Source organism: Stenotrophomonas sp. YJH_SMC_36, assembly GCF_059369935.1.
The window spans coordinates 93,962-107,991 of sequence record NZ_JCAFTD010000003.1 but is presented as its reverse complement, the minus strand read 5'-3'; the positions used below and the strand labels follow the sequence as shown (position 1 = coordinate 107,991).

General features: G+C 68.1%; 10 protein-coding genes and 1 tRNA gene. 6 read left to right on the top strand and 5 right to left on the bottom strand.

Annotated features, from left to right (window positions below):
* Window positions 1-439 precede the first annotated feature (439 nt).
* The 3 genes from AC5P76_RS07065 to AC5P76_RS07055 all read left to right on the top strand — a co-directional run bounded on the left by AC5P76_RS07065 (window position 440) and on the right by AC5P76_RS07055 (window position 3,270).
* Window positions 440-513, top strand: a tRNA-Gln gene (locus AC5P76_RS07065).
* A gap of 355 nt (window positions 514-868) precedes the next feature.
* Window positions 869-1,993: a slipin family protein gene (locus AC5P76_RS07060; RefSeq protein ID WP_164150475.1), complete on the top strand. Its 1,125-nt coding sequence runs from the start codon at window positions 869-871 to the stop codon at window positions 1,991-1,993.
* A 56-nt stretch (window positions 1,994-2,049) separates the two neighbouring features.
* Complete coding sequence (locus tag AC5P76_RS07055; RefSeq protein WP_065181439.1) at window positions 2,050-3,270, top strand: RtcB family protein; 1,221 nt, start codon at window positions 2,050-2,052, stop codon at window positions 3,268-3,270.
* 48 nt (window positions 3,271-3,318) lie between these two features.
* On the opposite strand, the gene AC5P76_RS07050 is transcribed toward AC5P76_RS07055, so the two are convergent.
* Window positions 3,319-4,221, bottom strand: a complete 903-nt coding sequence (locus AC5P76_RS07050) for an NAD(P)/FAD-dependent oxidoreductase (RefSeq protein WP_065174286.1) — start codon at window positions 4,219-4,221, stop codon at window positions 3,319-3,321.
* Window positions 4,211-4,666 carry an Rrf2 family transcriptional regulator gene (locus AC5P76_RS07045; protein ID WP_053518119.1) on the bottom strand — a complete coding sequence of 152 codons (456 nt, stop codon included), beginning with the start codon at window positions 4,664-4,666 and terminating at the stop codon, window positions 4,211-4,213. Before AC5P76_RS07045 ends, AC5P76_RS07050 begins: the two co-directional genes overlap by 11 nt.
* A 184-nt stretch (window positions 4,667-4,850) precedes the next feature.
* On the opposite strand from AC5P76_RS07045, the gene AC5P76_RS07040 reads away from it, so the two are divergent.
* Window positions 4,851-6,971 carry a methyl-accepting chemotaxis protein gene (locus AC5P76_RS07040; protein WP_180876479.1) on the top strand — a complete coding sequence of 707 codons (2,121 nt, stop codon included), beginning with the start codon at window positions 4,851-4,853 and terminating at the stop codon, window positions 6,969-6,971.
* Window positions 6,972-7,063: 92 nt separating this feature from the next.
* Here AC5P76_RS07040 and AC5P76_RS07035 read toward each other — a convergent pair whose 3' ends face one another.
* Window positions 7,064-7,966: a LysR family transcriptional regulator gene (locus tag AC5P76_RS07035; protein ID WP_253119124.1), complete on the bottom strand. Its 903-nt coding sequence runs from the start codon at window positions 7,964-7,966 to the stop codon at window positions 7,064-7,066.
* 104 nt (window positions 7,967-8,070) lie between these two features.
* Between AC5P76_RS07035 and AC5P76_RS07030 the strand changes: the two genes are divergently transcribed.
* The gene (locus AC5P76_RS07030; RefSeq protein ID WP_053518114.1) at window positions 8,071-9,285 is read left to right on the top strand and encodes an MFS transporter; all 1,215 of its coding nucleotides are present in this window, start codon (window positions 8,071-8,073) and stop codon (window positions 9,283-9,285) included.
* Between the two features lie 128 nt (window positions 9,286-9,413).
* Window positions 9,414-10,223, top strand: coding sequence for a 2,5-didehydrogluconate reductase DkgB (dkgB, locus tag AC5P76_RS07025; protein ID WP_253119122.1), 810 nt, complete (start codon window positions 9,414-9,416; stop codon window positions 10,221-10,223).
* 116 nt (window positions 10,224-10,339) lie between these two features.
* On the opposite strand, the gene AC5P76_RS07020 is transcribed toward dkgB, so the two are convergent.
* A complete protein-coding gene (locus AC5P76_RS07020) occupies window positions 10,340-11,041 on the bottom strand; it encodes an alpha/beta fold hydrolase (protein ID WP_053518111.1) in 702 nt (233 codons plus the stop codon).
* A gap of 169 nt (window positions 11,042-11,210) precedes the next feature.
* Entirely contained in the window at window positions 11,211-13,937 is a 2,727-nt protein-coding gene (locus AC5P76_RS07015) for a bifunctional acetate--CoA ligase family protein/GNAT family N-acetyltransferase (RefSeq protein WP_111187192.1), read from the bottom strand.
* Window positions 13,938-14,030: the final 93 nt, after the last annotated feature.

Here is a 14,030-nt window from a genome sequence, read left to right as displayed (position 1 = left end):
GGAAGCACTGCCCACAACGGCCTGATACCCGCCCTGCGGAGATCGGCCACCCCGATCTCCGAGGCTTGACGACGCCCTCGGAACGCATGTCCCGGGGGCGTTTTCGTTTGCGTCGGCACAAGGACCCGCGATGCCAGAACTGCACCCCGCGCGGCATTCCGCCGCCCACTGATCGGCCATTACCCGCACGCCGGAGTTTATCTTCGCGCGGGCGGCCGTGCCCGGACATTATCTGCATCGCCTCACAACATTATCGCCCGCCGATAATGTCGATGGCCTGCACCCTCGATTTTCCAACGGTCCCGCTTCAATGGCGGGCTGGTGCGCACGGCGCTGCCGTAGCGTATGCCGGAGGTCGCGGACATGCCCTCGCCTGGATCGCCTGCTGGTCGCAGGCGCCGGTTCGCCGGCACGCGGTTCGATTCCGCGCGGTTCCCAACTGGATAGCTCAGCCTGGTCAGAGCAACGGATCCTGAGTCCGTCTGTCGTGGGTTCAATTCCCACTCCAAACCACATGACCTGTCACGTCATGACTTGAAGCAACACCCGGGACGCACGTCCCAGCGGCCATCGTCGCCATCCACGGACATCGCCTTCGGGCGGAGAAGTGGAAGCAACGGACCGCACGCCGGGCCCCGGTCCGCCGTCACTGCCCGCCCTGGTCCACCCCGGTGCTGCCTGCCGGCGGCGCCCATGGCGGTACTGCCGGCGCACCGAAGGCTCCGCGCGCGGACCGTCCACCGGTGGCCGCCCTCTTCCGCGGCCTGCACGGGTGTGCAGGCCGCCTCGCCACGACCTGATCGGCCCGGGTCGTGGCGACGGATTTCCATCGGGTCGAACCACCAGAGCCATACAAGGAGAGACTCCCATGTTCTGGACCATCAAGGTCGTGATCGGCGACGGCGAGCGCGGCCTGGTGTATCGCAACCGTCGTTTCCAGCAGGTGCTGCTGCCGGGCGTGCACCGCCTGTCGCGGTTCGGCGGCTCGCCGCAGGTGACCGTGCACAACGCATCGAAGGGCAGCGCCTACAACGGCAGCGACCAGGACAGCCTGATCGACGCGCTGGGAGCACAGCTGCACGAACACTTCGTGCTGGCCGATATCGGCGCTGCACAGGTGGGTCTGCTGCTGCGCAATGGCCGTATCGACGATGTCCTGCCGCCCGGCAGCCGCCATCTTTACTGGCGGGGTTCGGTCGACACCGAGGTGCGCGTGATGGCCCTGGGTGACGAACCGCGCGTGCCGGCCGACGTGCAGCAGCGCCTGGGGCAGCTGGGCGTACTGCCGCGCGTGGCGGTGATCAGCACCGTGCCGAGCGAATCGGTCGGCCTGCTGTTCGTCGACGGTACGCTGCGACAGACCCTGGATGCCGGACTGCACGCGTTCTGGAATTTCAACGGCAACGTGTCGGTGGAGCGCGTCGAACTGCGCGCGCGTTCGCTCGACGTGTCCGGCCAGGAGCTGCTCAGCCGCGACAAGGTGACCCTGCGGGTGAACCTGGCCGCGACCGTGCAGGTGGTCGACCCGGTGCGTGCACACCGCACGCTCAGCAACGCCGACGAGTTCATCTACCGGCAGCTGCAGCTCGGCCTGCGCCAGGCGATCGCCACGCGCAGCCTGGATGAGCTGCTGGGCGAGAAGGCGGCGCTGGACGGTGAGATCGCCGCGCACGTGCGGGCCGCGATCGAGGGCCACGGTGTGCAGCTGCTGGGTGTCGGCATCAAGGACGTGATCCTGCCGGGCGAGATGAAGGAGATCCTCAACGGCGTGGTGCTGGCCGAGAAGCAGGCGCAGGCCAGCGTGATCCGCCGCCGCGAGGAGGCCAACGCCACCCGCTCGCAGCTCAATACCGCCAGGCTGATCGAGGACAACCCGGTGCTGATGCGGCTGAAGGAGCTGGAAGCGCTGGAGAAGGTCACCGAGAAGATCGACAAGCTCACCGTGTTCGGCGGCCTGGATGGCGTGCTGAAGCAGCTGGTGACGATGAAGTAGGGGGCTGGGCTGGCGCAGGGACGCGCCGCCGGCCCATCAAGGAGATGGATTGCAACATGGATACTCAACACACCTATCAATGGCTGCATGCCGAGGGCACCACGCCGATCAAGGGCTGGGTGAACGGCGTGCCGCTGGAAGCGCAGGCCCATGAGCAGCTGCGCAACATCGCCGCCATTCCATTCGTCGGGCCCTGGGTGGCCGTGATGCCGGACGTGCACCTGGGAAAGGGCGCGACCGTCGGCTCGGTGATCCCGACCCGCGGAGCGATCATTCCGGCGGCGGTGGGCGTGGACATCGGCTGCGGCATGGCCGCGGTGCGCACGACGCTGCAGGCCAACGACCTGCCCGATGACCTGCGGCAGCTGCGCAACAGCATCGAGCGCAGCATCCCGGTCGGCAACGGTCGCGGTGGCGAGCATCAGCGCATGCCCGACAGCATCCACACGCGGCTGGTGCAGTCCGGCCTGGCCGCTGGCCTGGAGAAGATCAAGGACAGGCATCGCCGGATCCGCACCGACAAGCTCGATCGCCAGCTGGGCACGCTGGGAGGTGGCAACCACTTCATCGAGCTGTGCCTGGATGAAACGGATGCCGTGTGGGTAATGCTGCACAGCGGCTCGCGTGGCACCGGGAACCTGATCGGCACGTACTTCATCGAGCAGGCGCGTCGCGAGCTGGAGCGCCGCGTGCTCGGTTTCCATCTGCCTGACAAGGACCTGGCCTTCTTCATGGAAGGCGAGCCGCTGTTCGACGACTACGTGGAAGCGGTGTCCTGGGCGCAGGACTACGCGCGGCACAATCGCGAGGCGATGATGGCGCGCGTGCTGGCCGAGATGCGGCATCGGCTGCCGCCGTTCCGGCTGGCGGCGATGGCCGTCAACTGCCACCACAACTACGTGCAGAAGGAAACGCACGCCGGGCAGGAACTGCTGGTCACCCGCAAGGGTGCGGTCAGTGCACGCCAGGGCGAGCTGGGCATCATCCCCGGCAGCATGGGCACGCGCAGCTACATCGTGCGTGGCAAGGGCAATGCAGACAGTTTCCACAGCTGCAGCCACGGCGCAGGCCGGGTGATGAGCCGCGGCACGGCACGCGAGCGGATCACCCTGGCCCAGCACCGCGAGGCGACCGCGCATGTGGAATGCCGCAAGGACAGCGGCGTGCTGGATGAATCGCCGGCGGCGTACAAGTCGATCGACGATGTGATGGCCGCCCAGCTCGACCTGGTGGACGTGGTCCACACACTGCGCCAGGTGCTGTGCGTCAAAGGCTGATGGGGCGGGCCGGATGTCGTTCAAGAGAGCGGAATCCGGCCCTTTCCGTCACCCGATGCTGTCTTCGCTGACCAGCGCGTGATGCACGCCGATCCCGGCACGCACCCCTTCGGCGGCGGCCAGGGTGATATTGCCGACCGTGGTCGCGTCGCCTGCGGCGTACACGTTCGGCACCGAGGTCTGCTTCATCGCGTCCACCTCGATCAGCACGCCCAGCGGGCTTTCGACCAGCGCGCAGCCCAGCTGCTGCACCAGCGGCGTGGCCATCGCCTGGGTGGCTGGAACGAACAGCGCGCGCTGGGCGATGCGACGGCCATCGGCCAGTTCCACTTCCAGCCAGGTCGGCTGGTCGCCCTGCACGGCAATCACCGGCGAGATCTCGATCTGCACGCCACGCTGCTGCATGGCCACGCGTTCCTCCTCACTGATCTCCCCCGCCTGGCTGAAGAAGGTGACATTGCCCCAGTCGGCGAACAGCGGTGCCTTGCCGGCCGACATCGGATGGCCGCCGAGCACGCCGATCGCTCCGCCGCCGACTTCGTAGCCATGGCAGTAGGGACAATGCAGCACGGTGCTGCCCCAGCGCTCGGCCAGGCCGGGCAGGTCCGGCAGCTGGTCACTGATGCCACTGGCCAGCAGCAGCTTGCGTGCGGCCAGCACCTGGCCATCCGCGGTGCGGACCTCGACACCGTCGGGGCTGGCGGTGGCGTGCGCGGCCTCGGCATGGATCCAGCGCACGCTGGGATAGTCCAGCAGCTGCTGGCGCGCCGTCTTCAACAGCTCGGCACCACTGATGCCGTCCAGGCCGAGGACGCCATGCGAATGGCTGGCCGCACGGTTGCGGGGCAGGCCGGCGTCGATGACGGTGACCGCGCGGCGTGCGCGGGCCAGGATCAGGCCCGCGGCGATGCCGGCGTAACTGCCGCCGACGATGATCACTTCAGGATTCATGGTGTCCTTCCAGGGAGCGGTGATGGGCGAGGTGGCGCGCGAACTCCGCGCCGAGCTGGTCGAGCGTGGTGGACTGCAGGCGGTGTTCCAGCAATCGCTGCGCTTCGCGGGCACCATCGAGCAGCGCCGAATCGACCAGTTGCTGGATCGGGCAGCCACGACCTGCGCCGCGTGTGCCGATCTGCACCAGCGGCGGTGCGCCGACCGCCAGGTAGATGTCGTGCAGCGTGATGCGGGTGGCATCGCGCGCCAGCTGGCTGCCACCACCGTGCCCGCGTGTGCTGCGCACCAACCCGGCCTTGTGCATCTGTGCCAGCAGCCGGCGGATCACCACCGGATGGGTCGGCAGGCACATGGCCAGCTGTTCGGAGGTGCGCGGCCCCTGCTGGCCCACGAGATGGGCCATCACGTGCAGCGCGTCGGAAAGCGGGTTCGAGGATTTCATGTAACAACAATAGTTACATTTATATCCCCTGTCGAGCGTCCTGTTTCGTTCCATATGGACACATCTGTCCTATGAAACATTTCCTTCACCTCGTTGAACGAAACGATAATGTGATACTTATCGCACTTCAGAGCACGCGAGATCAGGTCGATACCGCATCGCCCCCCTTCCGAGATCTCGCCCCATGAATGCCTCTCCCCATGCGCCGCGACTGCAGACGAAGCTGCTCGGCGCCGTATCCCTTGGCCTCGCCGTCATCCTGCTGTGTGCCTTGGCCGGCCTGGCGTCGGCCTGGCTGAAGCTGTCTGCCGAGGTGCCTGCCGAAGTCGCCCATGGCCGCGATGCCGAACGCCTGCAGCGCGAGTTCCGTGGCCAGGTGCAGGAATGGAAGAACGTGCTGCTGCGGGGCCACGATCCGGTCCTGCGCCAGCGTCATCTGGATGCATTCGACAGCGAAGGCAGAATCGTCGATGGACTGGCACGCGGGCTGGCCGGCAGCCCCGATGCCCGTACGCGCGAGCTCGCCCTCGCCTTCGCTGGCCTGCATGCGCAGCTGCAGAAGGACTATCACGCTGCACTGCAGGCGTTTGCTGCGGCCGGCTACGATGCCGCTGCGGGCGATACCCTGGTGCGGGGCAAGGACCGCGCGGTGGCCGCATCGCTGGACGCGCTGAGCACGCAGGCCACCCGGGTGGCCGAGGCCGCGGTGGCCACGCGCGCGCAGCAGGCAAGGCAGATGCTGCTGCTGTGCGCGGTGCTGACCGTGGTCGCCGCTGCGCTGCTGCTGATGGGCCTGGCCTGGTGGCTGCGCCGCGCGGTGGTGCAACCGGTGCTGGCGGTGGAGGCGGCTGCGCGCGCCGTGGCCGCTGGCGACCTGCAGCACGTCGTGCAGGTTCGCAGCCGCGATGAAGTGGGCCGGCTGGCGCAGGCCATGCAGGCCGTGCAGGCCACGGTGGGCGGCGTGCTCGAGGCGCAGGCGGCAATGGCGAAGGCGCATGACGCCGGCTCGATCAGCTATCGCATGGATGCCAGCGCCTTCCCTGGCGCATTCGGAACCATGGTGGCCGACAGCAACGCGCTGGTCGACGCGCACATCCGGGTGAAGATGCGCGCGATCACGATCATGGGCCGCTATGCGGTGGGCGATCTCAGCGAGGACATGGAGCGCCTGCCAGGCGAGAAGGCCGTCATCACCGAAGCGCTGGATACTGCCAAGGCCAACCTTGGCACCATCAACGGCGAGATCCGCCGCCTTGCCGCCGCCGCTGCGGCCGGCGATTTCAGCCAGCGCGGTGACAGCGCGCGCTTCGAGCATGACTTCCGCGCGATGGTGGAGGGCCTGAACCAGCTCATGCAGACCACCGAGCAGAATCTCGGCGAGGTCTCAACGATGCTGCGCGCGATTGCCGATGGCCGGCTTGGCGCGCGCATGCACGGCAGCTTCCAGGGCGTGTTCGCCCGCATCGCTGGCGATGCCAACACGACTGCGGCGCAGCTGGCCACCATCGTCACCGACATCAAGCACACTTCGGGCAGCATCCATGCCGCGGCCGCCGAGATCGCCGCCGGCAACAACGACCTGTCGCGCCGCACCGAGCAGCAGGCTGCCAACCTGGAGGAGACGGCAGCATCGATGGAGGAACTGACCTCCACCGTGCGCCAGAACGCCGAGCACGCCCGCCAGGCCAACCAGCTTGCGATCGGCGCGCACGAGGTTGCCTCGCAGGGGGGCGAGGTGGTCACGCAGGTGGTGGCGACAATGGGGGCGATCGAGGCCTCTTCGCGGCAGATCGCCGACATCATCAGCGTGATCGATGGCATCGCCTTCCAGACCAACATCCTGGCGTTGAACGCAGCGGTGGAGGCTGCGCGTGCCGGTGAGCAGGGCCGGGGCTTCGCCGTGGTGGCCAGTGAGGTGCGTACGCTGGCGCAGCGTTCAGCCAATGCGGCCAAGGAGATCAAGACGCTGATCGATACCTCGGTGGACCAGGTGGCCGATGGCGCACAACGCGTGCGCCAGGCGGGCATGACCATGGCCGAGATCGTCGCCTCGGTGCAGCGCGTGACCGACATCATGGCCGAGATCTCCGCCGCGTCGCAGGAACAGAGTGCAGGCATCGAACAGGTCAACCAGACCGTGGTGCAGATGGACGGCGCGACCCAGCAGAATGCCGCGCTGGTGGAAGAGGCCAGCGCCGCCGCGCGCAGCCTGGAGCAGCAGGCGGACCGGTTGATGGACGCGGTGGATGTGTTCGATCTGTCGCCCCCCGCGGCGAGCGGCGAAGCGCTGGCGCGCGCGGCCTGAAGGACTGCATGGACCCTGTGCAGCCGAGCATGGGTCCGGCTCTGCGGAACGCGCAGGTAACGCCGGGCCATGCCCGGCGAGCGCGGCATGCCTCAGCGCAGGTAATCCGACTGCACCATCGCGTCACCGAGATGGTCCAGGAACGAGCTGATCCGCGCCGAGACCGCCGTGTTGCGGTAGTACACGGCGTGGATCGGCTGGTAGACATCCAGCGTCTCTGCAGCCAGTACCGGCACCAGCGTGCCGGCAGCACGGTCGCGTTCGGTGACGAAGTCCGACAGGCAGGTGATGCCCACCCCTTCCACCGCCAACCGGCGCAGGGTCTCGCCGCTGGATACGGCGATGTCCGGCCGTACCAGCAGCTGGCCGTCGGCGTCGCCCGGCACGGGCCAGCGGTTCAGCGATTCGGGTTCATTGAATCCCAGCAGCGTGTGCTGACCCAGCGCCGCCACGCTGGCCGGTTCACCGTGCTCGGCCAGGTAGCCCGGGCTGGCCAGCAGCTGCAGCCGGCAGCGGCCCAGCGAGCGCGCGTGCAGCGTTGAGTCGGCCAGTGGGCCGATGCGGATGGCCACGTCGGTGCGTCGTTCCAGCAGGTCGATGTAGCGTTCGGAACTGTTCAACTCCAGCTGCACCTCCGGGTATCGCGCGCGGTAGCCCGCCACCAGGGGGACGATCACGTGCAGCACGAACGGCATGGCCGCATCCACCCGCAGGCGTCCAGCCGGGCGCTCGCGGCGCGCCGCCATCTGCTCTTCGGCCGACTCCACCGCGTCGATGATCGCCCGTGCATGGCGCAGGTAGGCCTCGCCTTCGGCGGTCAGGTGCAGCCGGCGCGTGGTACGGGTCAGCAGGGTGGTGCCCAGCTTGTCCTCCAGCCGGCCCAGCGCCCGGCTCACCCCGGAAGGGGTCTGACCCAGCTGCTCGGCGGCGGCACTGATCGAACCGCTGTCGATCACGGCCAGAAAGGCCTGCATTTCATCGAGGGTGGTCTTCATGGCGCCATTATTGACCACCAGGCAAGAGTGATTGGCGTGAAGACCGGTTTTTCGACAAAGGTGGGCCGCGCACACTGCGCGCCTTCCTTCCTCCGGAGCCCGCCATGATCCGCGGCATTCCTCTCGCCCTGCTGGCGCTGACCCTGGGCGCCTTCGCCATCGGCACCACCGAATTCGTCATCGTCGGCCTGATTCCGACCATCGCCGCCGACCTGCAGGTCAGCCTGCCTTCGGCCGGCCTGCTGGTCTCGCTGTACGCCCTGGGCGTAGCCATCGGCGCGCCGGTGCTGACCGCGCTGACCGGCCGCGTGCCGCGCAAGACCCTGCTGGTGGCACTGATGGCGCTGTTCACGCTGGGCAACGTCATCGCCTGGATGGCACCGGGCTACGCCTCGCTGATTGTCGCCCGCATCCTGACCGGCCTCGCCCATGGCGTGTTCTTCTCGATCGGCTCGATCATCGCCACGGCGGTGGTGCCGAAAGAAAAGGCCGCCAGCGCGATCGCGATCATGTTCACCGGGCTGACCGTCGCACTGGTGACCGGCGTGCCGCTGGGCACCTTCATCGGCCAGCACCTGGGCTGGCGCGCGACCTTCCTGGCCGTGGCCGGCCTGGGCGTGATCGCCCTGGTCGGCGCGGCGCTGTTCGTGCCGCGCACTGTGCCGCAGAGCGCGCCCGCCCGCTTCCGCCAGCAGCTGGCCGTGCTGGCCCAGCCGCGCCTGCTGCTGGTCTACGCGATGACGGCACTGGGCTACGGCGGCACGTTCCTGGCCTTCACCTACCTGGCGCCCATCCTGCAGGACGTCACCGGCTTCTCGGCCAACGCGGTCAGCCTGGTACTGCTGGTGTATGGCGTGTCGGTGGCGATCGGCAATCTGTGGGGCGGCCGCATGGCCGACCGCATGGGTCCGGTTCCGGCGCTCAGGCGCATCTTCGCCCTGCTGGCCATGGTCCTGTTGGCGCTCACCTTCACCGCCTACAACACGGTGTTGATGTTGCTGACGGTGCTGGCCCTGGGTGCGGTGGCCTTCGGCAACGTGCCCGGACTGCAGGTCTATGTGGTCAAGCAGGCGCAGCGCTATGCGCCGCAGGCCACCGACGTGGCATCCGGACTGAACATCGCTGCATTCAACATCGGCATCGCCCTGGGCGCATCGCTGGGCGGCCTGGTGGTGGAGAACGTCGGCCTGATGCATACGCCGTGGCTGGGCGCGCTGGTGGTGGTGGGTGCCTATGCATTGACCGTGCTCAGCGGCCGCCTGGACCGTCGGGACGGCATCGACGACCGCGCCGAGGGCACCGCGATCACCGCACACTGATACGACGCCGCTCACTACCGACGCATCTCCACGCCTGCGCAATGCACCGTTGCCGGCATGCATGCAGGCCCTGCCCTACCCTTGTGCGGATCTACCGCGCCCTTCCCCCCATTAGCTGGAGTTCCCCCATGACTGTCCCCGCTTTCGGTCTCGGCACCTTCCGCCTGAAAGGCCAGACTGTGATCGACTCGGTACGCAACGCACTGGACGTCGGTTACCGCGCCATCGATACCGCGCAGATCTACGACAACGAGGCCGAGGTCGGCCAGGCCATCGCCGAATCCGGCGTGCCGCGTGACGAGATCTACCTGACCACCAAGGTCTGGATCACCGAGTTCAAGCGCGATGCGCTGCTGGCCAGCCTGCACGACAGCCTGAAGAAGCTGCGCACCGACCATGTCGATCTGGCGCTGATCCACTGGCCCTCACCGAACGACAAGGTCGACGTGCCGATGGAGGAGTACCTGCCTGCGCTGGCCGAAGCCAGGGCGCAGGGCCTCACCAGGGAGATCGGCATCTCCAACTTCACCATCGCGCAGACGCGCAAGGCAATCGGCATCCTCGGCGCCGACGCCATCGCCACCAATCAGGTCGAGATCCATCCATACCTGCAGAATCGCCTGCTGGTGAAGTTCCTGCAGGAAAACGGCATCCCTGTCACCGCCTACATGAGCCTGGCCTATGGCGAAGTCATCAAGGACCCGGTGATCCAGGCCATCGCCGGCCGCCACCAGGCCACGCCGGCACAGATCGCACTGGCATGGGCACTGCAGCAGGGCTTTGCGGTGATTCCGTCCTCGACCCGGCGCGAGAACCTGGCCTCCAATCTGGAAGCGGCGGCCATCCGTTTGACCGAGGAGGACATGACACAGATTGCCAGGCTCGACCGCGGGCATCGGCTGGCCAATCCGGAAGGCATCGCGCCGGCCTGGGACTGAGCCGAAGCCGCCGGGCACGGCCCGGCGCTACCGGACGATGGCGATGGGGGCCGCCGGGCGCGCTCCGGCGCTACCGGATCGCCACAGGTAGCGCCGGGCCATGCCCGGCGGGCCCTTCAGTCCTGCAGCAGCCACCCGCGCATCGCCGCACTGACCTCATCCGGCTTCTCCATCGGCGCCAGGTGCCCGCAGTCGGGCACCACCACCAGCTGCGAGTGCGGTACCAGCGCGTGCATCTCCTCGCTCACCGCCAATGGCGTGATGCGGTCGTTGGCACCGCACACGATCAGCAGCGGATCGCGATATCCGGCCAGCACATCGTGGCCGTCACGACGTTCCAGCGCGCTCTGTCGCAGGAACACCTCCGCGCCAAGACGCGCCGTCATGTCGCGCACGCGCTGCACCAGTACATAGTCGTCCAGCCGCGAGGCATCGATGTAGCTGCGCATCAGGGCGTCACCGAATCCATGGAACTTCCCGGGCAGGCGCACGCTGGCGCGCTGGCTGCGACGCTGCTCGGCGCGCTCCGGCGAATCGGCGTGGATCGAGGTGTCGATCAGCGCCAGCCGCAGCACCCGCTCCGGTGCGACGCGCAGGATCTGCTGGGCAACGAAGCCTCCCAGCGAGAACCCGGCCAGCGCGAAGCGCGCAGGTGCCTGCGCCAGTACATCCTCGGCCACCGCCTGCAGGGTCGCGCCGCGGGTCTGGTCGCCCACGCTGCACTCGGCGATATCGGCCAGGTCGGCCAGCTGCGCGCGCCACAGCTCGGCATCGTTGAGCAGGCCGGGGAGCAGCAGCAAGGGGATGCGGTCAGTCATGGCCCGCATTGTCGCAACCGCACGGACGGTATGCCACGATCACTTCGGCGTTACGACGCCGCCGATGGGATGACCGGCGTGACCGGAGTGCCGTGCTACCGCAGGGCGGTGGTTGAGCGATTGCGATGGGGACCGCCGGGCACGGCCCGGCGCTGCCGATGAGGAACCCTCACGCCACCGGCGGCACCTCGGGAACGTCCACCTGCTGCACCGGCAGGGTCACCATCATCACCGTCGGGTCGTCCGGGTCCAGCCGGGTCTTGAAGCCCAGGCTCTGGCACATCGCCAGCATGGTGCTGTTCTCGCGCAGCACCTGTCCCTCGACCACGTGCAGCCCCAGCCACTTCGCATACTCGATCATGATCGCCATCAGGCGCCAGCCGATGCCATGGCCCTTCAGGTCGGAGCGGATCAGGATGCCGTACTCGCCGCGGTGATAATCCGCATCCGCGTGCAGGCGCACGGCGCCGAGCATCTCGCCGCTGCGCGGTTCGATGGCCACCAGCGCGATCGAGCGCGCATAGTCGAGCTGGGTCAGGCGAGCGATGAATTCGTGGCTGAAGTGCTTCACCGACTGGAAGAAGCGCAGGCGCAGATCCTCGTCGCTGACCCGGGCAAAGAACGCGCGGAACAGCGCGTCGTCCTCGGGGCGCACCGGGCGCACGAAGGCGTGACCGCCATCGGACAGCTCGATGGTGCGCTCCCACTCCTTCGGATACGGGAACACCGAGAAGCGCGGATGGCCGCGACCCTTGTGCAGGATGCGCGAAGGCGCGATGGCGACGCGTGCATCGAGAGCGAGAATGCCCTTGCCATCGACCAGCAGCGGATTGATATCCAGCGTGCGCACTTCCGGAATGTCGGCGGCCAGCTGCGCCAGTTTCACCAGCGCCAGGGCCAGTGCGCGCTCATCGGCAGCGGGAACATCGCCATAGGCCTTGAGGATCCGCGACGCACGGGTACGCCCGATCAGCTCGTGGGCCAGGCGCAGATCCAGCGGCGGCAAGGCCAGTGCCTTGTCGTTGATCACCTCCACCGCCGTGCCGCCGCGACCGACCACGATCACCGGGCCGAAGGTCGCGTCATCGGCGATGCCCACGATCAGTTCACGCGCTTTCGGGCGGACGATGGTCGGCTGCACCAGCAGACCGTCGATGCGTGCATCCGGGCGCAGCTGGCGTGCACGCGACAGGATCGCCTTGGCCGCAGCCTGCACCGCCGGCAGCGTCGACAGGTTCAGGCGCACGCCGTCCACTTCGGACTTGTGCGGGATGTCCGGTGACAGGATCTTCAAGGCGACGGTCGCACCCCGCTCCAGCAGCGGCTGCGCCAGATCCATGGCCTCGTGCGCGTCGCGCGCATGCATCACCGGCGCGGAGGGAATGCCATAGGCCTTCAGCAGCTCGTGCGTGGCCAACGGGTCCAGCCACTGCTGGCCGTTGGCCAGCGCGGCCTCGACCAGCGTGCGCGCCGCGGCCGCATCCACGCTGAAGTCCTGCGGCAGGCTCGGCGGGGTTTCCATCAGTGCGTTCTGCGCTTCCCGATAGCGCACCAGATGCTGGAAGCCACGTACCGCTTCGGCTTCGGTGGGATAGGTCGGCACGCGCGCCGCATTGAGCGTGGCGGTGGCCTGGTCATCGTTGCCCAGCCACACGGCGAACACCGGCTTGTCACGATGGTGGCGCGGGCGCAGGCCGAGCGTGCGGGTCAGCGCCTGCGCGGCGTCGGCCGAGGAGGTGAACGCCGTCGGTACGTTGACCACCATCACCGCATCGTTCTCGTTGTCGGCCAGCAGGGCCTCGATGGCCGCGGCATAGCGATCACCATCGGCATCCACCACGATATCCACTGGATTGCTGCGCGACCAGCCCTGCGGCAGCACCGCATCGAGCTTTTCGACCGTGCTGTCGGACAGGTTCGCCAGGGTTCCGCGCAGCGCGGCCAGCTGGTCCACGGCCAGCCGGCCGACGCCGCCCCCATTGCTGAGGATGGCCAGCCGACGGCCCGGGAAGGTACCCAGCCGGCCCAGGGTCTCTGCGGCGGTGAACAGCTCGTCCAGGGCACCCACGCGCAGCAGGCCGGCGCGGTTGAACGCAGCGCCGTAGACATCATCGGCTCGTGCAAGCGCCTGCACATGGGTATCGCGGCTGCCAGGCTGCACGCGCTCGCTGCGGCCGGACTTCACCACCACCACGGGCTTGGCGCGCGCGGCCGCACGCGCCGCCGACATGAATTTGCGCGCGTCCTTGATCTGTTCGACGTAGAGCAGGATGGCGCGCGTGCGGTAATCGGTGGCGAAATAGTCCAGCAGATCGCCGAAGTCGACGTCCAGCGTATCGCCCAGCGAGACCACGGCGGAGAAACCCACCGAGCGCGCCACGCCCCATTCCACCAGCGCCGCGGCAATCGCCGAGGATTCGGAGATCAACGCAAGATCGCCAGCCTGCGGGAAGTGTGCGGCGATGCTGGCGTTGAGCCGTGCATGCGGCGCGATCACACCCAGGCAATGCGGGCCCAGGATGCGCAGACCGTGCCGGCGGGCCACGGCCTCCACCTGCGCCGACAGTGAACCCGGGCCATCCCCCAGATGCGCGGTGAGGATGATCGCCGCCTGCACGCCCCGCTCGGCCGCGGTACGCACCACCTGCGGCACGATGGCGGCCGGCGCGGTGATCACCACGAGATCCGGCACCCAGTCCAGATCCTTCAGCCGCTTCACCGTGCGGATGCCATCGATTTCGGCGTGGCGCGGGTTGATCCACGCCACCTTGCCGGGGAAGCCCGTACCGCGCAGGTTGCGCATCACCGCGCGGCCGGCCGAGCGCTCGCGCGGACTGCCGCCGATCACTGCGACCGACTGCGGGCGGAACACTGACTGCAGGTGGTAGGTACTCATGCGCCTACGGTACACGCACCCGCGCAACAGGCGCATGATCCTGCGCAACAAAGCAGGCGGGGGATGCGGCGCCCCGCCGCATGCGGGGCGACA

Bases quoted from the DNA above. Each gene is read 5' to 3' on its own strand.
- AC5P76_RS07060 (WP_164150475.1), top strand. From the start codon at position 869: ATGTTCTGGACCATCAAGGTCGTGATCGGCGACGGCGAGCGCGGCCTG.
- AC5P76_RS07055 (WP_065181439.1), top strand. From the start codon at position 2,050: ATGGATACTCAACACACCTATCAATGGCTGCATGCCGAGGGCACCACG.
- AC5P76_RS07050 (WP_065174286.1), bottom strand. From the start codon at position 4,221: ATGAATCCTGAAGTGATCATCGTCGGCGGCAGTTACGCCGGCATCGCC.
- AC5P76_RS07045 (WP_053518119.1), bottom strand. From the start codon at position 4,666: ATGAAATCCTCGAACCCGCTTTCCGACGCGCTGCACGTGATGGCCCAT.
- AC5P76_RS07040 (WP_180876479.1), top strand. From the start codon at position 4,851: ATGAATGCCTCTCCCCATGCGCCGCGACTGCAGACGAAGCTGCTCGGC.
- AC5P76_RS07035 (WP_253119124.1), bottom strand. From the start codon at position 7,966: ATGAAGACCACCCTCGATGAAATGCAGGCCTTTCTGGCCGTGATCGAC.
- AC5P76_RS07030 (WP_053518114.1), top strand. From the start codon at position 8,071: ATGATCCGCGGCATTCCTCTCGCCCTGCTGGCGCTGACCCTGGGCGCC.
- dkgB (WP_253119122.1), top strand. From the start codon at position 9,414: ATGACTGTCCCCGCTTTCGGTCTCGGCACCTTCCGCCTGAAAGGCCAG.
- AC5P76_RS07020 (WP_053518111.1), bottom strand. From the start codon at position 11,041: ATGACTGACCGCATCCCCTTGCTGCTGCTCCCCGGCCTGCTCAACGAT.
- AC5P76_RS07015 (WP_111187192.1), bottom strand. From the start codon at position 13,937: ATGAGTACCTACCACCTGCAGTCAGTGTTCCGCCCGCAGTCGGTCGCA.